Source organism: Acidilutibacter cellobiosedens (assembly GCF_004103715.1).
Lineage (GTDB): Bacteria > Bacillota > Clostridia > Tissierellales > Acidilutibacteraceae > Acidilutibacter > Acidilutibacter cellobiosedens.
Map to the genome: position 1 here is coordinate 731,102 of NZ_CP035282.1, position 21,747 is coordinate 752,848.

At 31.4% G+C, this 21,747-nt stretch carries 18 protein-coding genes; all 18 read left to right on the top strand.

The window, feature by feature from the left end; genetic code table 11:
• Window positions 1–15 precede the first annotated feature (15 nt).
• Window positions 16–2,424, top strand: a complete 2,409-nt coding sequence (locus EQM13_RS03475) for a glycyl radical protein (protein ID WP_128751962.1) — start codon at window positions 16–18, stop codon at window positions 2,422–2,424.
• Window positions 2,425–2,489: 65 nt separating this feature from the next.
• Window positions 2,490–2,834 (top strand): PTS lactose/cellobiose transporter subunit IIA, encoded by a 345-nt coding sequence (locus tag EQM13_RS03480; RefSeq protein ID WP_206172794.1) that lies wholly within the window; start codon window positions 2,490–2,492, stop codon window positions 2,832–2,834.
• Window positions 2,835–2,857: 23 nt separating this feature from the next.
• Window positions 2,858–3,166, top strand: coding sequence for a PTS sugar transporter subunit IIB (locus EQM13_RS03485; RefSeq protein WP_071140432.1), 309 nt, complete (start codon window positions 2,858–2,860; stop codon window positions 3,164–3,166).
• 33 nt (window positions 3,167–3,199) lie between these two features.
• Window positions 3,200–4,516, top strand: coding sequence for a PTS sugar transporter subunit IIC (locus EQM13_RS03490; RefSeq protein ID WP_128751963.1), 1,317 nt, complete (start codon window positions 3,200–3,202; stop codon window positions 4,514–4,516).
• A gap of 705 nt (window positions 4,517–5,221) precedes the next feature.
• The gene (locus EQM13_RS03495) at window positions 5,222–5,710 is read left to right on the top strand and encodes a hypothetical protein (protein WP_128751964.1); all 489 of its coding nucleotides are present in this window, start codon (window positions 5,222–5,224) and stop codon (window positions 5,708–5,710) included.
• Between the two features lie 197 nt (window positions 5,711–5,907).
• Complete coding sequence (locus EQM13_RS03500) at window positions 5,908–6,534, top strand: hypothetical protein (RefSeq protein WP_114218208.1); 627 nt, start codon at window positions 5,908–5,910, stop codon at window positions 6,532–6,534.
• Window positions 6,521–8,380: a motility associated factor glycosyltransferase family protein gene (locus EQM13_RS03505; RefSeq protein WP_128751965.1), complete on the top strand. Its 1,860-nt coding sequence runs from the start codon at window positions 6,521–6,523 to the stop codon at window positions 8,378–8,380. The genes EQM13_RS03500 and EQM13_RS03505 overlap by 14 nt, the downstream gene beginning before the upstream one ends.
• A gap of 4 nt (window positions 8,381–8,384) precedes the next feature.
• The gene (locus tag EQM13_RS03510) at window positions 8,385–9,446 is read left to right on the top strand and encodes a nucleotidyltransferase family protein (protein ID WP_128751966.1); all 1,062 of its coding nucleotides are present in this window, start codon (window positions 8,385–8,387) and stop codon (window positions 9,444–9,446) included.
• A gap of 11 nt (window positions 9,447–9,457) precedes the next feature.
• Window positions 9,458–10,168, top strand: coding sequence for an acylneuraminate cytidylyltransferase family protein (locus tag EQM13_RS03515; RefSeq protein ID WP_128751967.1), 711 nt, complete (start codon window positions 9,458–9,460; stop codon window positions 10,166–10,168).
• Window positions 10,161–11,306 carry a UDP-N-acetylglucosamine 2-epimerase gene (gene neuC, locus EQM13_RS03520; RefSeq protein WP_128751968.1) on the top strand — a complete coding sequence of 382 codons (1,146 nt, stop codon included), beginning with the start codon at window positions 10,161–10,163 and terminating at the stop codon, window positions 11,304–11,306. The genes EQM13_RS03515 and neuC overlap by 8 nt, the downstream gene beginning before the upstream one ends.
• Window positions 11,307–11,317: 11 nt before the next feature.
• Window positions 11,318–12,322: an N-acetylneuraminate synthase gene (gene neuB, locus EQM13_RS03525; RefSeq protein WP_128751969.1), complete on the top strand. Its 1,005-nt coding sequence runs from the start codon at window positions 11,318–11,320 to the stop codon at window positions 12,320–12,322.
• Window positions 12,307–13,386: a DegT/DnrJ/EryC1/StrS family aminotransferase gene (locus EQM13_RS03530; RefSeq protein WP_128751970.1), complete on the top strand. Its 1,080-nt coding sequence runs from the start codon at window positions 12,307–12,309 to the stop codon at window positions 13,384–13,386. The genes neuB and EQM13_RS03530 overlap by 16 nt, the downstream gene beginning before the upstream one ends.
• 27 nt (window positions 13,387–13,413) lie before the next feature.
• The gene (locus tag EQM13_RS03535; RefSeq protein WP_255417562.1) at window positions 13,414–13,917 is read left to right on the top strand and encodes a GNAT family N-acetyltransferase; all 504 of its coding nucleotides are present in this window, start codon (window positions 13,414–13,416) and stop codon (window positions 13,915–13,917) included.
• Between the two features lie 11 nt (window positions 13,918–13,928).
• The gene (locus EQM13_RS03540; protein WP_128751972.1) at window positions 13,929–14,954 is read left to right on the top strand and encodes a lipid II:glycine glycyltransferase FemX; all 1,026 of its coding nucleotides are present in this window, start codon (window positions 13,929–13,931) and stop codon (window positions 14,952–14,954) included.
• Between the two features lie 16 nt (window positions 14,955–14,970).
• The gene (locus EQM13_RS03545; RefSeq protein WP_128751973.1) at window positions 14,971–15,963 is read left to right on the top strand and encodes an NAD-dependent 4,6-dehydratase LegB; all 993 of its coding nucleotides are present in this window, start codon (window positions 14,971–14,973) and stop codon (window positions 15,961–15,963) included.
• 231 nt (window positions 15,964–16,194) lie between these two features.
• Window positions 16,195–16,950 (top strand): hypothetical protein, encoded by a 756-nt coding sequence (locus tag EQM13_RS03550; RefSeq protein ID WP_128751974.1) that lies wholly within the window; start codon window positions 16,195–16,197, stop codon window positions 16,948–16,950.
• A gap of 19 nt (window positions 16,951–16,969) precedes the next feature.
• Window positions 16,970–19,177: a DUF3160 domain-containing protein gene (locus tag EQM13_RS03555; RefSeq protein ID WP_206172795.1), complete on the top strand. Its 2,208-nt coding sequence runs from the start codon at window positions 16,970–16,972 to the stop codon at window positions 19,175–19,177.
• 348 nt (window positions 19,178–19,525) lie between these two features.
• Window positions 19,526–21,658 (top strand): BglG family transcription antiterminator, encoded by a 2,133-nt coding sequence (locus tag EQM13_RS03560; protein ID WP_128751976.1) that lies wholly within the window; start codon window positions 19,526–19,528, stop codon window positions 21,656–21,658.
• Window positions 21,659–21,747 lie beyond the last annotated feature (89 nt).

The window sequence follows — 21,747 nt, forward strand, 5'->3', positions numbered from 1 at the left end:
GGAGGAGAAATATTAATGAGCAAGCATTTTGGACAATTGACAGACAGAATGAATCATTTTAGGGAAGAAGTATTAAATGCCAAACCTTATGTATGTGCCGAAAGGGCTATATATACTACCGAAAGTTATAGAAAATATCAGGACAAGCCAGTTATATTAAAAAGGGCTTATATGTTAAAAAATATTTTGGAAAATATGACTGTTTTTATTGAGGATGATACGTTGCTTATAGGCAATCAAGCATCGGCTAATCGTTCCGCTCCGATATTTCCGGAGTATGCTATGGATTGGGTGATTGACGAATTAGATGATTTTGAAAAGAGGGACGGAGATGTATTTTATATTACAGAGGAAACAAAACAGAAATTAATAGATATTGCACCATTTTGGAAGCATAATACGACTAAAGAACGGGGCCTTTCGGCAATACCCCCGGATAGTAAACTTTTTTATGACTTAGGTATTATTAAAGCTGAAGGGAATATTACATCCGGAGATGGTCATATTGCAGTTAATTATGGGGAAATTATGCATAAAGGTTTAAAATCTTATAGGAATAAAACGGAATTTATGATGAAGAATTTAGATCTTACTGATTATAAAAATCTGAAAAAATTTTATTTTTATCAGGCGGTTCTTATTGTAATCGATGCGGTTTTTGATTTTGCTAAAAGATATGCGGATTTGGCTGATGAGATGTCAAAGAAGGAACAAAATAACACGAGAGCATCTGAGTTACGTGAAATTTCAAGGATTATGAATAAGGTTCCTTATGAACCCGCCGGATCTTTTTATGAAGCTATTCAATCCATGTGGTTTGTTCATCTTGTTCTACAAATTGAGTCTAACGGACATTCTGTTTCTTATGGGAGAATGGATCAATATTTGTATCCGTATTATAAAAAGGATATTGAAGACGGTTTTATTACGGAAAACAGTGCATGTGAGCTACTCACGAATTTGTGGATTAAAACTATGACTATTAATAAAATAAGAAGCTGGTCTCATACTCAATTCAGTGCAGGAAGTCCGTTATATCAAAATGTAACAATAGGAGGGCAAACACCGGATAAAAAAGATGCCGTGAACCCGCTGTCCTATCTTATCTTGAAGAGTGTGGCACAAACAAAACTTCCGCAGCCGAATCTTACCGTTCGTTATCATAAAGGGCTTGATGATAGGTTTATGAAAGAATGTATTGAAGTTATGAGAGAAGGATTTGGTATGCCTGCTTTTAATAATGATGAAATCATTATTCCTTCTTTGATTGAAAAAGGTGTGAAGAAAAAAGATGCTTACAATTACAGTGCTATAGGATGTGTGGAAGTTGCTGTACCGGGGAAATGGGGATACCGCTGTACCGGAATGAGTTTTTTAAATTTTCCGAAATCACTTTTGATTGCTATGAATGACGGAATAGACCCGGAATCAGGGACAAGGCTTACTAAAGGAGCCGGACATTTTAAAAATATGAAAACATATGATGATCTTAAACATGCTTGGGATGTGGTTATAAGGGATTTTACAAAGCATAGTGTAATAATTGAGAATGCATGTGATATGGTCTTGGAAAAAGACGTACCCGATGTTCTTTGTTCTGCCCTTACCGAAGATTGTATCGAAAGAGGAAAAACAATAAAAGAAGGAGGTGCCGTATATGATTTTATAAGCGGACTTCAGGTAGGCATTGCGAATTTGGCGGATTCGTTAGCCGCAATTAAGAAATGCGTATATGAAGATAAGAAAATTAGCCGTGATGAGCTTTGGGATGCATTGATGAATAATTTTAAAGGAGAAAAAGGTTTAAAAATTCAAAACATCCTTATTAATGATGCACCTAAATATGGGAATGATGATGATTATGTAGATGAATTAGTTGTAGATGCATATAATTCATATATTGATGAAGTGAAAAAATATCCCAATACACGTTATGGCAGAGGCCCAATAGGCGGTATCCGATATGCAGGAACGTCTTCGATTTCTGCTAATGTAGGTCAGGGAGTCGGAACTATAGCTACACCGGATGGGAGAAACGCATTTACCCCATTAGCTGAAGGATGTTCTCCATCCCATGGCATGGATAAAAATGGTCCAACATCTGTATTTAAATCTGTTTCAAAACTTCCTGTCAAAGAAATAACCGGTGGCGTTTTATTAAATCAAAAAGTAAATCCTCAAATATTGGAGAAAGAAGAAGACAAAATGAAATTGGTTTCTCTGATAAGGACATTTTTTGACAGATTACACGGATTCCATGTACAGTATAATGTAGTTTCTAAAGAGACTTTAATAGATGCACAAAAACATCCTGAAAAGCATAAAGACTTAATTGTTCGTGTTGCAGGCTATTCTGCATTTTTCAATGTGCTTTCTAAGACGACGCAAGATGATATTATTGAAAGAACCGAGCAGACAATTTAATTTACTATCTGCAAGAGCTGGTATAAGACTGATTCATTATAAAAAAATAGAAAGGGGGGATTTTGTTGGCTGAAGAAATCAATGAAACCGAATCACAAATTATGCAAATAATTATATATGCCGGTGATGCAAAAAAACACGCATATGATTCATTAAGAGATGTAAATAAGGGAAATTATGAAAACGCTGACAAGGAAATGAAGATGGCCCATGAATCTTTAGTTACTGCTCATAATGCCCAAACCTCTTTACTACAAAACGAGGCAAGAGGCAAGAAAATGGAGATAACCGCTTTGTTTGTTCATGCACAGGACCATCTTATGACATCTATAACTGAAATTAATTTGATTGAACAGATTGTCGAGCTTCGTAAAGTAGTGAATACTTTGTTGGAAGGAAAAAATAATTAATTAAAAAATGGGAGGAAGATATAATGATTAAAATTAAATTATTTTGTGCAGCAGGTTTTTCAACCAGCCTTTTGGCCGACAAAATGAAAAAAGCTGCGGATGCTAAGAATATAGAGGTAGATGTTGAAGCATGTTCGCAGGGACAAATGGCAGACTGTCTGGATGATGCCGATGTTATGCTTTTAGGGCCTCAGGTGGCTTATACTTTGCCTAAATCAAAAGAAATATGTGCACAAAAAGGTGTCCCCGTTGATGTTATTCCTATGGCTGATTATGGCAGGATGAATGGGGAAAAGGTATTAGAATTTGCCTTAAATTTATTAAAAAAGTAATACAGTATCAAATTTATAGAGGGAGGAAAAGGTATGTCACAATCAAAATTCAGTACTAAAGCTATTGATAAAATTATGAAATTTGTAAATATGAAAGGTATTGTTGCTCTGAAAGAGGGTATGCTGAACATCTTACCTTTAACTGTAGTAGGATCTATATTTTTAATTATTGGTTCACTGCCGTCCGAGCATATAAATAATTTCATTGCTGGAATATTTGGGCAGAATTGGACGGAACCGTTTCTGCAAGTCCAGGGAGGTACATTTGCTATAATGGGAATCGTATCGTGTTTTGCCATAGCTTATCATTATGCCAAAAATGAAGGCCATGAAGCATTACCGGCCGGTATACTGGCACTTTCTTCATTTTTTATAATAACTAATTCTTATATGGTTACGGATAAGGGTGACATGGTAAAAGATGTAATATCCAAAACGTGGACAGGCGGACAAGGAATGATTACAGCTATTATTGTTGGATTATTTGTAGGATATTCTTATTCTTGGTTTATGAAGAGGGATATTGTGATAAAATTACCGGAAAGTGTTCCCAAAGCAATATCAAATCAATTTGCGGCTTTAATACCGGCAGCTTTTATTTTTTTAGTTTCCATGATTGTATATATTATTTTTAAGTTTGGATTCAATACTACGTTTATTGAATGGATTTATCAGGTTTTACAAGTACCATTGCAAGGGCTTACGGATTCGCTTCCTGGGGTTATTGCTATTGCATTTTTTATTTCATTCTTGTGGTGGTTCGGCGTTCACGGACAATCTGTAGTAAATGGTATAGTATGCTCTTTATTAACGGCCAATGCGGTAGAAAATACGGAAATGCTTCAGGCTACAGGCAAACTTGTGGTGGGAGGAGGAGCTCATATTGTAACACAGCAATTTTTGGATAGTTTTTTGTTGATTTCCGGTTCCGGTATAACTTTTGGAATCGTTATTGCTATGTTGTTTAGAGCAAAATCGAATCAATACAAGAGTTTGGGAAAATTATCCATAGTACCGGCGATTTTTAATATTAATGAACCCGTTACATTTGGGTTGCCTATTGTATTGAATCCTATCATGTTTGTACCTTTTGTTGCGGTTCCTGTTATAGCTGCTTTGATTGTATACGGTTCCATTGCCGTAGGTTTTCTCAAACCGTTTTCCGGTGTTTTACTGCCATGGAGTACCCCATTTCTTATTTCGGGATTAATGGTGGGAGGATGGAAAGGCTGTTTAATACAAGTCATTATATTATTAATGTCTTGTTTGGTTTATTACCCATTCTTTAAAAAACAAGACCAGATAGCTTATCAGCAAGAACAGGAAGCAGCAGTACAGCAAGGAAAATAGTTTTAATTTATGTATAGCGTTTTCTGAGAATTGAAAATTGAATATTATGCATATGAATAAGGACATTGTTTGCTAAAACAAGTTCTTGCCGATAATTACAGCAATTATCGGCAAGAACTTGTTTATATACTTTGTCTCAGAATATTTTAAAATAACTATTTGTATGATAAATAGTTTCTTTTGAAAACAGGTCACGAAATTTTATCAAAATATAATAAAAAAATTTTTAAGATTCAAAGGAATCCTTTTGATTTAAATTGATGAAAAATATTTTTTAAAATTATCTGAATATGATAATATATATAAGAATAGGGAAAACAGTGATTTGGATATTGCAATATATTTAGAAGGAGAAAGAGAGAGCTTTGTTAAACTTGAAATAAATGTTCAGTATAAAATAGGGCATGAGAAGTTTTTGGAATTATTTAAAGAGAGAGAATAGTATAGAAATATGATTATTAAAAATAAGCGGAGAAAGTTCTGCTATATTTGTATGTAGGGATGGTTGCACTGGATACTGAGAAATAATAAATTTTTTTTGAATTTTGCCGATAAAATATTCAAATAAACTATATACCGACAATTGTCATCATAATATCAATATATGATTTTATTTATAAATATTTTTTCGCTTTAATCATTGATATTTATAATTTTTATATGATATAATTTTTTTACCGAATAAAATATAGGGGGTCGGAAAGTGTGACTAACGAAGAATTTCAAAAGATTGTTTTGAAAAAGCTGGGAACACTTGAGAATGGACAGAATGACCTAAATGAGAAATTTAGCACTTTAGAAACTAAGTATAGCACCCTTGAGGAGGGGCAAAGAGAGTTAAACGAAAAATTTGGTACTTTAGAGGCCAAGTATGGCGCTCTCGAAGAGGGACAGAAAGAGCTAAACAAGAAGTTTGGTACTTTGGAAGTTAAGTATAGCACCTTTGAAGACGGACAAAAAGAATTAAATAAGAAATATGATGCTTTGGAAACTAAATTCAGTATATTGGAAGAAGGACAGAAAAAGATCTATAAAAAAGTCGAAGTTATATATGACCAGGTTATTGAATTGACTGAATTTAAGACGAAAGTCAATACTCAAGTCGACAGAATTGCAGAAGATAATGAGGCTCTTAAAGAAATTGTCGGAAGACATGAAGTGGAAATAAAAATTTTAAAAAATAAAATCGGATAAATAAAAGTAAATAAAAAGTAGATCAGACTGAAAATATTAGGTTTGATCTACTTTTATTTATAAACATTTTTATTTGAGTTACCGATATATTTAAGGGATAGTATATAAATAGTTGAGAAAATGGAAGAAGAATTGATGATAATTATATAGAAAAAATGCATAATGAATGTAAAGTCGAATCTTGGAGGGTAAATAGGATGAAAATATATGTTTTGAATCAAGTAATGGAATATGATAATAATAAGGATGTTATTAAAGAAATATTTGAAAAAGGGAAGAAAATTATTTTTGATTCAAATTATACATTCAGCCATTTAAATGTGGACGGCATAGATGTCTATGATGATTTTTATGATTATATATCGGATAATATAAAAAATATAAAAGAGATTAAATTTGTAGCAAAAATGTTTAATGAAGTTATACAGGATGTAATTGTAAGTACATATGATTATATAGAAAATTCATTGCCTGAGATTAGAATTCTATCTAATGAATTTTATACGACTCCGAATCAAGAAGCTTGGGGGAAATTAGTTGATTTGTTTGAAGGCATTACCTGGATAATGGATACTTTTGAAGTAATTGATAAAAACGACAATATAAAGGACATAGTTAAAAGCTATGAAACATGGAATCTGTATGCTAAGGACATATATTCTTTAAAAGAACTGATGGTAGAGTTTGAGGAAATACTTTCAAGTGAAGATTTGGTTTCAATAGGAGATATTCTTTCTTATGAAATAATTCCTTTATTTGAATCAATGAAGGAAAAATTAAATGTTCTTGTGGATAGGAGGGTAGAAGTTCATGATCTTAACTGATAATATAAATATTTTAAGAGAATCCTGTCCCCAAAGTTGGGAAAAAATAAAAAGTATCGAAAATAACTTGGATTTAAGTATGGTTCATGTAGAGCCGGCTAAAAAAGAAGGACAAACCTTATTTATAAATCAGGGGAATAAAAAGGTATACATGCATAGTAAATATGATCCTTTAAAAGAAGCGGGAACGATAGTTGACGGATACAAAGACGTGAAAGACGGTTCCAGTGTTATATTTTATGGAACGGGTCTGGGATACCATATAGAAATATTTTTAAAGAAGCATCCGAATGTTAATTATTATATAGTTGAATCTGTTCCGGAGATATTATATACTTATTTATCCGAAAAATCTTTAAAAGAACTTCCTGCCAAAAGGCTAAAAGGCATAATATTAGGAATAGATGAACAGGAGATAGTTAGTTTTTTAAATAATATCATAGATAAAACCAGAAAAGATACCATTATAGTTGAACTGCCAATACATAAAAGTATTTTCCCTAAAGAATATGAAAGATTCTTAGATATATTTAAAAGAACAATTAAGAATAAAAAGAGTGAACTTCATACAGAATATTCTTTCCAAAAAAGATGGATATTTAACAGTATGAAAAACTTTAAATATATTGTTTCTACTCCTAACATTCTTATGGAAAAGAAAGGATATTTTAAAGGGAAACCGGCTATACTTGTTTCTGCGGGACCTTCTCTTGATGATGAGATTGAAAATCTTAAGTATATAAAGGAAAAAGGATTAGCTTATATTTTCAGTGTGGGTTCGGCTATAAATACTCTTATATATAATGATATATATCCTCATGCAGCATGTACATATGACCCGACGGCAAATAATCAGAAAGTATTTGCAAAGGTAAAAGAACAAAATATATCGGATATTCCGATAATATTCGGGAGCAGTGTAGGATATGAAACCCTTATAGATTATCCGGGAGAAAAATATCATATGATCACGAGTCAGGATACTGTTTCAAATTATTATTTGAAGACAGAAGACGAGAGCAAAATGAATATAGTTTTTGATGCACCTACAATAGCTGTAGTTACACTTCAACTTCTTTATCAACTGGGATTTGATCCTATAATTCTTGTAGGACAAAATTTGGCTTATAAAGGTAAGAAGAGACATTCGGAAGGAATAGAGTACAGCAAAGATATTTCCAAAGAAGAGATAGAAAAGGGAATCTGGGTAAAATCTGTAGACGGAAGCGAAGTTTTGACTAATGAAGGCTTTAATAGGATGAGAAAACAGATGGAATATTATATAAGCATATTCACCGGCTTAAAGGTCATCAATACAACTAAAGGCGGAGCAAATATTGAAGGAACGGGTTTTAAAGAGTTGAGAGATATAATAGGTGAATATTTAACAGATGAGGTATTTGACGAAAATTGGTTGAACGGTACCAAAGTTATTTATGATAAAGAATATTTAAAAGCTCAGGCTGATAAAATGGACAAATCTCATAGTGAGGCATTAAAAATCATAAGGGAATATAGAGAAGTAATAGAGAAAATATTCAATTTGGTTAAAAATCAAAATTTTAGTCAGTCAGAGAATATGTATTCAAAGCTCGACAATATAAGATTTAAGATGAACGATAATGATTTTTTCAAAACATTTATTCTTCCTATGAACAGGGTCAACTACAAAGTATTGATTGACGGGATAGAGAGCATGAAATCCGAAAGGGCGCCGCTTATGAAAGGACTTAGGATTATCAGTACTTTTAAAAATTTTGTGGAAGTGTGCAACAACGATATTAAATTAATAGAGCCTGTGTATAAAGAAATGAATGAGGATGTATTATCTTTTATTGAGGGATGATGTGATGAAGACAAATTTGGAAAATGTATTTGTATTGCCAGATTATACTATAAGAATGGTACTGGAAAAATTGGATAAGGGGGGCAGAGGAATAGTACTGGCCGTAGATAAAGATAAAAGACTAATAGGTACTGTTACGGATGGAGATATAAGGAGGGCACTCCTTAATGGTGTAACTTTAAATAATTCTATAAAGGATATTATTCATTATAATTCGGTATATGCTAAAATCGGAACAACAAGAGAAGATATAAAGGATATATTTATAAAAAAAGCAATAAAACAGCTTCCGATAGTAGATGACTTTGGCAGAGTTTTAGACTTAATAAGTATTAATGATATATTGCTTCCCAAGGGAAAAGAAAATCCTGTATTGATAATGGCAGGAGGTTTGGGTTCAAGACTAAAAAATCTGACAAAAGAAGTTCCGAAACCAATGCTAAAGGTAGGACAAGATCCCATTCTTTATCATATTATCAATAATTTTAAACAGTATGGATATAACAATATACTTATTTCTGTTAATTATAAGTCGGAAATAATAGAAAATTATTTTCAGAATGGTTATGCTTATGGAGTCAAGATAGAATACATAAAAGAGAAGAAAAGGTTAGGAACGGCAGGAAGTATATACCTTGCAAAAGATTATCTTGATAAACCTTTTTTTGTCATTAACGGAGATATATTTACGAATTTAAATGTAGACAATATGATGAAATTTCATTTAGAAAATGGATTCCCTATGACTGTTGGAACTAAGAAGTATTTTTATCAGATACCTTATGGAGTGATTCAGCCTAAGGGAAATGCCGTAGAAAAAATTGTGGAAAAACCGGAGATAGAATATTTGATTAACGGAGGGATATATTGTTTGAATCCTGAGGTGATAAAATATATACCGGAAAATAAATATTTTGAGATTACAGATTTGATAAATATTTGCATAGATAAAGGACTAAATGTAGGAAATTATGAAATAGAAGAATATTGGATGGATATAGGAAAGATAGATGATTATAATAAGGTCAATGATGATGTTGAAAATATAGTTTATTTAAAACAGTGAGGGTGGTTAGAGTGATTTGTGGTAAGAAAGTTGTAGGCATTATTCCTGCAAGAGGTGGGTCAAAAGGGATACCAAGGAAGAACATTAAAAATCTCTGTGGGAAACCTCTTATTGCATGGACTATAGAAGAGGCTCTGAAAAGCAAATATATTGATAGATTGATTGTTTCGACGGAAGATAAGGAAATAGCTGAAATAAGCAGGGAATATGGAGCAGAAGTGCCTTTTTTAAGACCTGCCGAATTGGCAATGGACGATACTCCCGGGGTAGAACCTATACTTCATTGCATAAATTGGCTAAAAGTAAATGAAAATTTTGAATCTGATTATGTATGCGTTTTGCAATGTACTTCACCGCTGAGAACATATAGAGACATTAATCTGTGCTTAGAAAAAGTGAATAATACTAAGTTTGATGGCATAATTTCTGTTTGTGAGGTTGAGACCAACCCATATTGGACTAATATTTTTGAAGGAGAAAAGTTAATATATTTTTTGAAAGAGGGAAAGAAGATTAAATCGAGGCAGGCTCTTCCTAAGATATATAAATATAATGGGGCTATTTACATAATAAGAAGAAAAATTTTAATTAAGAAACAAACTTTAGAAACCGATAATATGACTGGATATATCATGGATAAGGAAAGTTCTATTGATATTGACAGTAAAATGGATTTTAAATTTGCGGAATTGTTAATAAGAGAGCGTGAAAATAATGCGTAATATCTTAGTAGTAACAGGAACACGAGCTGAATATGGAACTCTGAAAAATATTATGTATGAAATATGTGAAGACAATGAATTGAATTTGCAGTTAATAGTTACGGGGTCTCATTTATCCGAAAAATATGGTTATACAATTAATGATATAGTAGATGATGGATTTAAAATAGATTTTAAGGTTCCAATATTAATGGATGATTGTTCAAAAGGTTCTATAGCGAGAGAAATAGGTCTAGGAATTATACAATTTTCTCAATGTTTTGAAAAGCTGAATCCTGATTTTTTGTTGATAATGGGAGATAGATATGAAATATTTGCGGCTGCTATTACTGCTATGTTTATGAATATTCCCATAGCTCATATTTCTGGGGGAGAAGTGACGGAAGGAGCAATTGATGAACAAACAAGGCATGCTATTACAAAGATATCTCATGTTCATTTCCCTGGAGCTGAATATTACGGAGAAAATATAAAAAAGATGGGAGAAGAACCTTGGAGAATATTTAATGTAGGAGATCCGGGAATTGAAAATATAAGGAAAACTGATTTGTTGACTAAAAGAGAGATAGAATCTGATCTAAAAGTTAAAATTGATAAAGATACACTATTGGTTACTTATCATCCGGTAACTTTAGAGAACAAAGATATTGAAATACAGATATCGAATTTACTGCAGGCACTAAATATATTGAACAAGACGGTTATTATGACTTATCCTAATTCTGATTTGGGAAGTGATTATATTATTAAAGAGTTGGTAAAATTCTCCAATGAAAATGATAAAATTCATTTATTTAAAAATTTAGGGAGTAGAAGATATTTAAGTGTTATGAAATATTGTGGAGCTGTAGTAGGAAATTCCTCAAGTGCTATAATTGAAGCTCCATATTTAAGGATACCTGCAGTGAATATTGGCAATAGACAGAAGGGCAGACTGAAAGCAGAAAGCATTATTGATTGTTCAAATGATTGTGAAGACATTGTCTTAGCAGTCAATAAAGCTCTAAGCGGTGAATTTAAGGAAAAAGCAAAGTATGCCAAAAGCTTATACGGAGATGGAAATACGAGTAAAGAAATTGTAAGGATATTAAAAAGTTTAAATATAGATGAAAAACTGCTTAAGAAAAAATTGGTTTAGGAGTGGTTGCTATGTCGGTTTTTATTATAGCTGAAGCTGGAGTAAATCATAATGGTGATGTTGAACTTGCAAAGGAACTGGTTGATGTTGCTTATAATTGTGGTGCAGATGCCATAAAGTTTCAAACTTTTAAGGCTTATGAAAGTACAGGAGTTTTTGCAAAAAAAGCAGAGTATCAAAAACAAAATATGCCTAAAGAAGAAAGCCAATTTGATATGATAAAAAAGTTAGAACTTCCTTTCGATGAATTTAGAGAAATAAAAGAGTATTGTGATAGAAAGGGAATTATATTTATTTCTACGCCTGATGGAATAGAAAGTTTAAACTTTTTAGTAAGATTAGGTGTTCCATTAATTAAAATTGGCTCTACGGAAGTAACTAATTTGGAATTTTTGAAGACTGTTGGTAATACAGGAAAACCTATAATATTGTCTACTGGCATGAGTACTCTTGGAGAAGTTGAAAAGGCTTTAGAAGTAATTTATTCCACAGGCAATAGAAAGGTTAAAATCATGCATTGCACAACTGATTATCCAACTAATATTGAGGATGTCAATATTAGGGCAATGATCACTATGAGAGCTGCATTTCATGTTCCTACAGGTTTTTCAGATCATACATTAGGATTTGAATCAGCTATTGCTGCTGTTGCATTGGGAGCGGAATTTATTGAGAAACATATAACATTGAATAGAAATATGGAAGGACCTGATCATAAAGCATCAATGCCGCCTGATGAATTTAAAGAATATATTATTCATATTAGAAATACGGAGAAGTTGTTGGGCAGCGGAATAAAGAAGCCAACTGAGAGAGAAAAGATTATTATGAAAGATGTTAGAAGAAGTATAGTTGCTGCTTCTGATTTAAAAGAAGGAACTATAATCAAGAGAGATATGTTGGAATTTAAACGTCCCGGAACCGGAATTAAGCCTGAATTAGTAGATATATTAGTTGGAAGAAAATTAAAGAGAGATTTAAATAAGGATGAGATTATATTATGGAAGGATATCTAAAGCCTATTGGAGGAGAATTTTGGTTTGACCTAAATATGATTAGTAGTGAAATCGATAATTTTAAAGAAAATGATGAAGAAATATATTTAGATGGAGGACAAAGTGCGATTAAATTTATTATTGAAAATATGGATGTACGTGAAGATGAATATATTCTTTTACCTTCATATTTATGTTTAGATATAGTTAATGTATTTATAGAGAATAATATAAAAATAGCATTTTATGATGTAAACAGGAAATTAGAAATTAATGCAGAGTCTATTATGAAAAATATAGAAAATTATAATGTTAAGGCTGTATTTTTTATTGACTATTTCGGTTTTCCTCATAGTGAAGATACGATTAGATTTTTTAATAATCTAAAAAACAGAGAAATTATTATAATTGAGGATGCTGTACAATCTTTGTGGTTTAACCCAAGAAATTTTTTTATCGGAGATTATGTTTTCAATAGTTATAGAAAATTTATTCCTATAGATGGAAGTATAGTTTTAACGAAATATGATATCAAAGCTAAATATGATAGAAGTGATAGTAGCAAATATTATGAATTAGTAAACACTGCCAGAAGCTGTAAAATGTTATTCCAGGAATTTCATATTGGTACTGAAGATAATTATTTAAAGTTATTTGATAAGGCTAAAAAAGAGTATTTAAATAGGGAAAAGAGTATCTTTAAAATTATGCCTAAGTCTAAAAAACTTTTATCTAATATAAATATAGATAACATAAAAAATATTAGAATTGATAATTACAGATATATTTATAATAGGTTAAAAAATAATGAAAATATAAAAATAATTTTTGGAGAAAATCTTTTAAAAGATAATATACCTTTAGGATTCCCAATATTAATAAATAATAGGGATGAGATAAGAAAAAGCTTGATGATGAATTCTATATACTGTCCAATACATTGGAATATCAATCATAGTTTTGTGCCTTTATCATTTAAAGATTCTCATTATCTATCTAGTCATGTATTAACTTTACCAATAGATCAGAGATATACGTCAAAAGATATGGAAAGACTTGTGGATAATTTATTATTCTATATCTAATATGGGAGGTGTTTTAAACTGAATTTAATTTTTGATAAATGTACTATAGAAGATTTTGATGACTTTTATATGTTAAGATGTGATGAAGAAAATATTTATTGGACAGGCCATAGGGAAAAGCCTGATAGAGACAAGCTATATAAATGGTATTTGGAACAATTGAAAAGAACTGATAGAATAATGTTTTTAGTTAAGGCCGATTCCTTGGATGAACCTGCAGGGTATTTATATTTGGACATAGTGAAGAATAATGGAGAAATTGTTGCAGAGACCGGCCATGGAGTTAATTCAAAATATAAAGGGAGAGGTATTGGAACACAAATAATAAAATTTGCTGTCGATTATACAACTAATGAATTAAAGCATATTAATAAAATAGATGGCTGGATATTGGAAGACAATGTCGGTTCTATAAAAAATGTATTAAAAAATGGATATATTGAAACCGGCGAAAAAAAGAGAGTTTTTATTGATGAAAAGAATGGATTTAAAAATATGAAAAGATATATTTATGAAATAAATCGTAGATAGAGGTGAAAAAAGTGTATTACATTATCGACACAGATTGTTTGGAGTGGGATAAATGTTTGAATGATATGCCTCTCCAATATAGAGATATATATTTTACCTCTGGATATTATAAACTGTATGAATTAAATGGAGATGGAATTGGAAAGATGTTTATTTATGAAGAGAATGGGAAAACAGTATTATACCCTTTTCTTCTAAATGAAATAAATGGCTATGGATTAGAAAAGAAGTGTTATGATATACAAACAGCCTATGGATATGGAGGACCGATAAGCAATTGTGGTGATGAACTGTTTTTGAAAAATTCTGAAGAATGTTTTTTAAAATACTGTACTACCAGTAACATTATTGCTGAATTTATAAGATTTCATCCATTAATTAAAAATGAAAGACTCTTTAAAGAGAATATTGAAGTTTTACATAACAGAAAGACCGTTTATTTGAAATTAGAAGAGGACATACAAACTATATGGAACGAATATATATCAAGTAAATGTAGAAATATGATAAGAAAGGCAAAAAAGAACAATTTGAAAGTAATTAAAAACAATGATTATAAGGTTTTTAAACAAATATATGAGAAAACAATGGATAAAGTCGGAGCGGCAAAAGAGTATTATTTTCATGATAAATATTATCATGAAATGAGTAAAAATGAAAGTTTTATTATAATGAATGTATTGAAAGATGATTTAGTTATTGCATCATCGCTATTCATGATATATGGAGACTACTTTCACTATCATCTGTCGGGAACTAAAAAAGATTATTTAAAGTATGCAAGCAATAATATACTTTTATGGGAAGCAATAAAATTTGCTCAACAAAGTAAATGTAAATTTTTTCATTTTGGTGGAGGACTGAAAGATAACGAAGAGGATTCTCTATATTTGTTTAAAAAAAGTTTTTCAAAAACTACGTCTGACTTTTATATCGGGAAAAGAATTCACAATGAAAATATATATTATTATTTGATTGATAAATGGGAAAAGAAAAATGGTAGGAAAGCAGATTTGTTTTTATCCTATAGATATTGATAAAGGAAGGAATAATATGGATTTAAAAAATAAAAAGATTCTTGTGACAGGTGCTGAAGGATTTATAGGAAGCCACTTGACTGAAAAATTAGTTGAAATGGGAGCAGATGTTACTGCTCTGGTTCAGTATAATTCCTTTAACAACTGGGGTTGGATAGATACTTTTGATGATGAAATTAAAAACAGTATTCATGTTGTAACCGGGGATATAAGAGAATATGATAATGTTAAAAGAATTGCAAAAGGGCAGGACATAGTGTTTCACTTGGCGGCTCTTATAGCGATACCGTATTCTTATTTATCTCCTATGGCTTATGTAAAAACTAATGTGGAAGGGACTACAAATATATTGGAAGCTTCAAAGGATTATGGAGTAGAAAAAATTATACATACATCTACTTCTGAAACCTACGGTACAGCTTTGTATGTTCCAATAGATGAAAGGCATCCAATGCAGGGGCAGTCTCCCTATTCTGCTTCTAAAATCGGAGCCGATAAGATGGCGGAGAGCTTTTATAGGAGCTTTAATCTTCCTGTAGCAACTATCAGGCCTTTCAATACTTATGGACCGAGGCAATCTGCCAGAGCTGTAATTCCTACAATTATATCCCAAATATTATCGGGGAAAAAGGAAATTAAATTAGGCAGTTTAAGCCCTAAAAGGGACTTTAATTATGTAAAGGATACTGTTTCCGCTTTTATAAAGGTAGCGGAAAGTGATAAAACCATAGGACAAGTTGTTAATGCCGGGTCAAATCATGAAATAAGTATTGGAGATTTGGCGGAGAAGATAATAAATATCTTAGGGAAAAAGGTCAACATTATATGTGACGAAGATAGAATAAGACCTGAGGGAAGCGAAGTAAACAGACTATGGTCGGACAATACAAAGATAAAGGAATTAACAGGATGGAGCCCTAAATATACCTTAGAAGAAGGACTCAAAGAAACCGCTTGCTGGATAGAAAAGAATATGAAATATTTTAAAGTAAACATATATAATGTTTAATTGAGTTTAAAGATAATATTTATATATAGAGACAATTTTATAATCATAATTCTAAAAGATATTCTTTTTTCAGTGTATGGCTAAGGATTAGGAGTATTTTATATTGCCAAAGTTTTCATATATTCATAAACTTTGGCAATTATTTTTATTATCTCTTTCCAATTGCAACCTTTTATTCTAATATGTTATAATCATGCTAAGGATTGAATATATAAAAAGGAGTGCGGTTTCTTGTATTTAGGCAAGGGCTATAAAACAGCTATATATTTCAGCATATTTTTTATTATACTTACGGGAGTAATGATTCATTTTCCAAAGGGAAAAGAAGAATTTTCTGTTTGGGATGAAACAGCTTATGATTTAAAATTAGATGAAGACCAGGAACTTATAGATTATGCTTATAATAAAAACTATCTTTTTGCAATTCTAGGAGATAAGAAAGACAAAATATACGGCAATGAAGTTTGTATATATAGATCAGAAAATTTATCTTCAAAAGTGAATTGGATAAAAGTATCGGAATATGATTTTTCTAAAGTTCTACCATGGAAGGTTGAGATAGGAGACATAGATGATTCAGAAAATTTGGAATTGTTTATCGGAGTATATAAATCAACTCATTTTGATAACAAACGAAATAATCGTATGTTTGTATTTAACTGGGACGGAGAGAAACTTTCTAAGAAGTGGACAGGGTCTCAAATAGGTTATTGTATGAAAGATTTTTATATTATAGATTTTTTAGATATGTATGGCGATGAATTGATAATTTTAGATAAAAATAAGGATGGAAAGGAGAGGATATTAATTTATTATTGGCTGGATTTCGGATTTACGCTTTTAGCAGAAAGTGAAAATTTTGATCTTATTGAAAAAGTTGAGTATTCTAATGACAATTTGCTGAAATTAACATGCAGAGACCAAGGCAAGAGGTTTCAAAAAGAGGTAACGGTAAAAAATGGAGAAGTTGTGGGAATATCTGATTAGAATAGGGGGGAAAGTAAATATGAAGCGGTTTTTTGCGTTTGCAATGGTATTAATTTTTTTAAGCAGCGTTTTAGCCGGGTGTGATAAAAACAATTCAAAGGAGAGCAATATAAATTGGGCAATTCCCGATGAAATAAAAAACATTCAGGTTTCGTATAATCCTGTAAAGTATAAGGCAGAGGTGCCTCATTATGATATTTTGAAGGGCCTTGGCAATATTGAAAATATTGCTCAATTTTCCGGCTTTTCTGATGATCAGAAAAGTATGATTGAGGAAAATGGTTTTGTTGTCCTTCCCGGAAAACAAACAAAAATGAATTATTTGTATGATTCGAACGAATATTTGGGGATACCTAATTTTGTTACTTCCGATGTAGTTTTACATCTGTATCATCAGTTTTATGAAAAATCGTTGTTTTATGTGGAAAATGAATATCTGGCAAAGGATTTGGAACAATTGACCGACAGAATGTTTGATAAATCAGTAATTGTATTTGAACAAATCAATGATAATAAACTTAAAGATATTCAGAAGAAAAACATTGCTTATTTTCTTGTGGGGAAGATGATTATGGCAGAGAATCCGGATATTGATGTATCCGTAGATAGTGATATTCTGGATTTAGCTAAAGAAGAATATGATCTTATTCAAAAAGCCTCGGGGTATGAGAAATCGCCCTTATTTGATGCAGACTTGGATTATTCACAGTTTACCGTAAGAGGCCATTATACCTATAATTCATTGCTTCAGAAGTTCTTTAAGACAATGATGTGGTACGGTTTTACTCCAATTAAACTTATGAACATGGAAACTGAAGAGTTTTATTATGAAAATACTCAACAAGCACTATTAATGACTTATACGGTATTTTTAGAATATAAGGGTTCTAATGATATTAAAACTTGGAATAATATTTATGAACCGACAGGATTTTATGTCGGACAATCTGATGATTTGAATATTATGGACTTGAAAGAATTGATTGTTTCCGTATTTGGTGAAAATGTAGACATTGAGGACTCTAACAATTCCTCTTATCATGATAAACTTTACGAAGCCGTTAAAAATTTAAGAGAACCTGAAATAAAGGCAAAGATTACAAATGCACCTGTTGCTAAAGAATTTAAGTTTATGGGGCAAAGATATATTTTAGACGGATATATTATGCAGGAATTGATGGACCCATACTTAAGGCCGGTACCTACGGGTTTGGACGTAATGGGAGTACTGGGCAGTAAACAAGGAGAAGATTTGTTATTTAATAACTACCAGCCTCAGAAACAGTGGCCTGATTATCAAAAAAACTATGATAAACTGAAAAATGAAGTAAAAAGTTATAAAAATGAAATATGGCAGAGCAATCTTTATAATGGATGGCTTTGGGCAATTCAAAAAGAAATAACGGAGTTTGATGAGAACTCCGGGATGCCTGTTTTTATGACCAATGAATCTTGGCGTAATAAATCACTAAATGCCGCATTATCAAGTTATGCGGAATTAAAACATGATACTGTATTATATGGAAAGCAACCGGTGGCCGAAATGGGAGGTCCAATGGAAGTTGCAGATCAACACTATGTTGAGCCAAATGTAGAATTATATGATAATCTCCTCTGGTTAATGGAGTATACGGTTAAAAATTTAGAGGCAAGGAAACTATTAAATGATGATTTTAAAGACGGGGCAGAAAAAAATATTGAGCTTCTTAAGCTTCTCAGAGAATGTTCGGTTAAAGAGCTTAAAAATGAAAATCTCACAGAAGATGAAAAGAATAAGTTACTGTGGATCGGAGGTACATTGGAAAATATATCAAACAGCTATTCCTTTGGAGCATCAGCTTCGGATAAGGAGAGTTTTTCAATAGAGCAAAATGATATGATAATAGCTGATGTGGCAACTTTGGGCAATAATAAGTATTTAAATATGGGTACGGGATTTTTTGACGAGATTTATGTTGCCGTACCTGTTGAGGGGAAACTGTATTTAACAAGAGGAATAGTTTACTCTTATTATGAATTTGTAGGGGATAAGCGATTGACTGATGAAGAATGGTGGGATCTCCAGGGACTTAAAAAGGTTAAAGAGGATTCCTATGAATATTTTCGAATGGAGGAGCCTTCCAAAAATTTACCGGACCAACCTTTCTGGGTGAATATATTTAAATCCGACAGTAACAATGTTAAGATTGAATCTTTAGAGGTGGACTGGGATAAAATAAATGAGTAGGATAAATACAAGATAATATTTATTAAAAATAAGCTGTTCTGTTTAGTTTTTTAAATTAATTTGAACAGCTTATTTTTTATAATAATTATGTTAATTTTGTTGATAATATAATTATAGGCTTTTTATAACCCATTGGAAAATCAAAATTTCCTTAGTATGAATTTTCCGTTAAATGGGTCTCAAAAAAGGCTTCCTTAATATATTGATACTTTGATAAAAGCCTTTTTATTTTTTTGCCACATTGGATTGAAAAATTGTAAACTTGATTATAGCCTAATTTGAAAGATATAATTAATTTATAAATAGTAAATAGTAATACAATGGTTTAAAAAAGGAGTAGTTTCAAGCATGCTTAACAAAAGATGCTCTCAACTGTTGTTGCGGATAATTAATTCAAAAGAACCAGTCAGTATTTTGGAATTATCCAATATTTTCAATGTGAGCAAGAGGACAATAAGATATGATTTGGATAAGATAGATGAATTCTTGGCAAATATAAAATTGCCACAATTAATAAGAAAACCAAATGTTGGAATATCATATAATTGTTCTATTGTAGAAAAGAATATAATTCTGGAATCAATGGGGAAGATAGATTTTTATCAATATGTCCTGTCCCAGGATGAACGTGTTATGTATATACTCAGCGAATTATTGAGCGTAAGGGATTATGTAACTATTGAAGAAATGGCAAATGAATTATTTGTAAGCAGAAGTACCATAATAAAAGATATGAATAAAGTCAGAGGATGGCTTAATAAAAGAAACCTGAATTTAATAAGTACTAAAGGATTCGGCATAAAAATTGAAGGAAATGAAAAATATTACAGGAAAGCGGCGCTGGAACTTTTAACCGATAATGTAGACGTATATAAGGCATTGAATTTCATAAAAACATCTAAATTTGAAAAAATGGATTTTGGAATTGATGCTAAACTTAAAAATATGTTTAAAAATATTGATATTGTTTACATTGAAAATTGTATAGATATAGCAGAAGAAGAACTGGAAATAAAATTTTCGGATGAAGCTTATTCGGCTCTGGTTATGCATATAGCCCTTGCTTTGAAAAGAATCGAACAGGGAAAAGACATTATTATGCCGAAAGAGGAACTGGTTTCTTTACAAACCACAAAAGAATTTGCCGTATCTTCCAGTATAGTAAAGATGTTGGAAGAAAGATTTAAACTGAATATACCTATAGGTGAAATAGGATATATGACAGTTCATTTTTTAGGAAGTAATGCATCGGCTTCAAAAAAAATAAATAATGATTTAATTGAAATAGAAATAATAACAAATAAGCTTATTGAAAAAGTAGGGAAACTCTTAAATGAAAATTTACGTGATGATAAACAATTGTTTGAGGGTTTGCTGCAGCATATGCGCCCTACAATATACAGGCTAAAACATGGATTGGTATTAAAAAATCCTTTATTGACGGAGATAAAGAAATCGTATTACCAGTTATTTATGGCGGTGAAAAAAGGCTGCAGTATTATTGAATCCTATACAAATAAAAAAATCAGTGATGAAGAAGTAGGATATTTGGCTTTGCATTTTGGAGCTGCGATAGAAAGAATTCAGGATTTTACCGGAGAACCTGCCAGGCCTGCCAGGGTTTTAGTAGTATGCGCCACAGGAATAGGAACTGCCGGATTTATATCTGAAAAATTAAAGCAAATGTTTAATGTCAATATTATAGGAACCGTATCTTATCGTCAAATAAAGGAAGTTTTAGAAGAGAAAAAAGTGGATATTATTGTAAGTACCATTCCGGTTAAAATTGATGTTGAAAATATTAAATGTATTGAAGTAAGCCCGTTTCTTACTTCCCAAAATATCAGCGATATTAAGTCGGCGATAAGCGGAAATATTTATCAGAGCAAAAAAGCAAATGTAGATTTAAAGAAAGTTATAGATATAATAGGTAAAAGTTGTGAAATTTTTGATGCAGCCAACTTGATAAAGGATCTGACAAACTATTTCGGTGTTTCAAATAATTTGGAAGAAAGAAGTACTCCTCTGTTGGCATTACAAGATGTTTTAACATCACAATCAATAAAATTGAATGTTGAAGCTGATAGTTGGGAAGAATCTATAAGGATAGGAGGAGGGCTTCTGGAAAAGAATGGCTTGGTTGAGCATAAGTATATTCAAGCTATGATAGATATAGTCAAAAATATGGGACCGTATATTGTCATACAGCCGGGAATAGCTATGCCTCATGCAAGGCCTGAGTATGGAGTTAAGAAAGTTGGGGTAAGCCTGATAACGTTAAAGAATCCGATAAATTTTGGAAATAAAGAAAACGATCCTGTAAAGATAGTTATATGTTTATGTTCTACAGATCATTCAAGCCATATAAAGGTATTGTCGGAGTTAGTTGATTTGCTGGAAGATAAAAATTTTGTGAATGAAGTAATGAAAGCCCGAAATTCAGAAGATATTATTAGATTTATAATAAATAACGTTAAGTAGTTATAAAAGTAAAATAGTGTTGAAATATAGAACAGAGATTACTGCCTAATACGATTATTTTCTATGATTTATTACTGAAAGGAGATGAA

Excerpts from the sequence above, each read along its gene's own strand:
- EQM13_RS03545 (WP_128751973.1), top strand. The coding sequence starts at position 14,971 with ATGGATTTAAAAAATAAAAAGATTCTTGTGACAGGTGCTGAAGGATTT.
- EQM13_RS03490 (WP_128751963.1), top strand. The coding sequence starts at position 3,200 with ATGTCACAATCAAAATTCAGTACTAAAGCTATTGATAAAATTATGAAA.
- EQM13_RS03560 (WP_128751976.1), top strand. The coding sequence starts at position 19,526 with ATGCTTAACAAAAGATGCTCTCAACTGTTGTTGCGGATAATTAATTCA.
- EQM13_RS03530 (WP_128751970.1), top strand. The coding sequence starts at position 12,307 with ATGGAAGGATATCTAAAGCCTATTGGAGGAGAATTTTGGTTTGACCTA.
- EQM13_RS03485 (WP_071140432.1), top strand. The coding sequence starts at position 2,858 with ATGATTAAAATTAAATTATTTTGTGCAGCAGGTTTTTCAACCAGCCTT.
- neuB (WP_128751969.1), top strand. The coding sequence starts at position 11,318 with ATGTCGGTTTTTATTATAGCTGAAGCTGGAGTAAATCATAATGGTGAT.
- EQM13_RS03510 (WP_128751966.1), top strand. The coding sequence starts at position 8,385 with ATGAAGACAAATTTGGAAAATGTATTTGTATTGCCAGATTATACTATA.
- EQM13_RS03505 (WP_128751965.1), top strand. The coding sequence starts at position 6,521 with ATGATCTTAACTGATAATATAAATATTTTAAGAGAATCCTGTCCCCAA.
- EQM13_RS03475 (WP_128751962.1), top strand. The coding sequence starts at position 16 with ATGAGCAAGCATTTTGGACAATTGACAGACAGAATGAATCATTTTAGG.
- neuC (WP_128751968.1), top strand. The coding sequence starts at position 10,161 with ATGCGTAATATCTTAGTAGTAACAGGAACACGAGCTGAATATGGAACT.
- EQM13_RS03555 (WP_206172795.1), top strand. The coding sequence starts at position 16,970 with ATGAAGCGGTTTTTTGCGTTTGCAATGGTATTAATTTTTTTAAGCAGC.
- EQM13_RS03500 (WP_114218208.1), top strand. The coding sequence starts at position 5,908 with ATGAAAATATATGTTTTGAATCAAGTAATGGAATATGATAATAATAAG.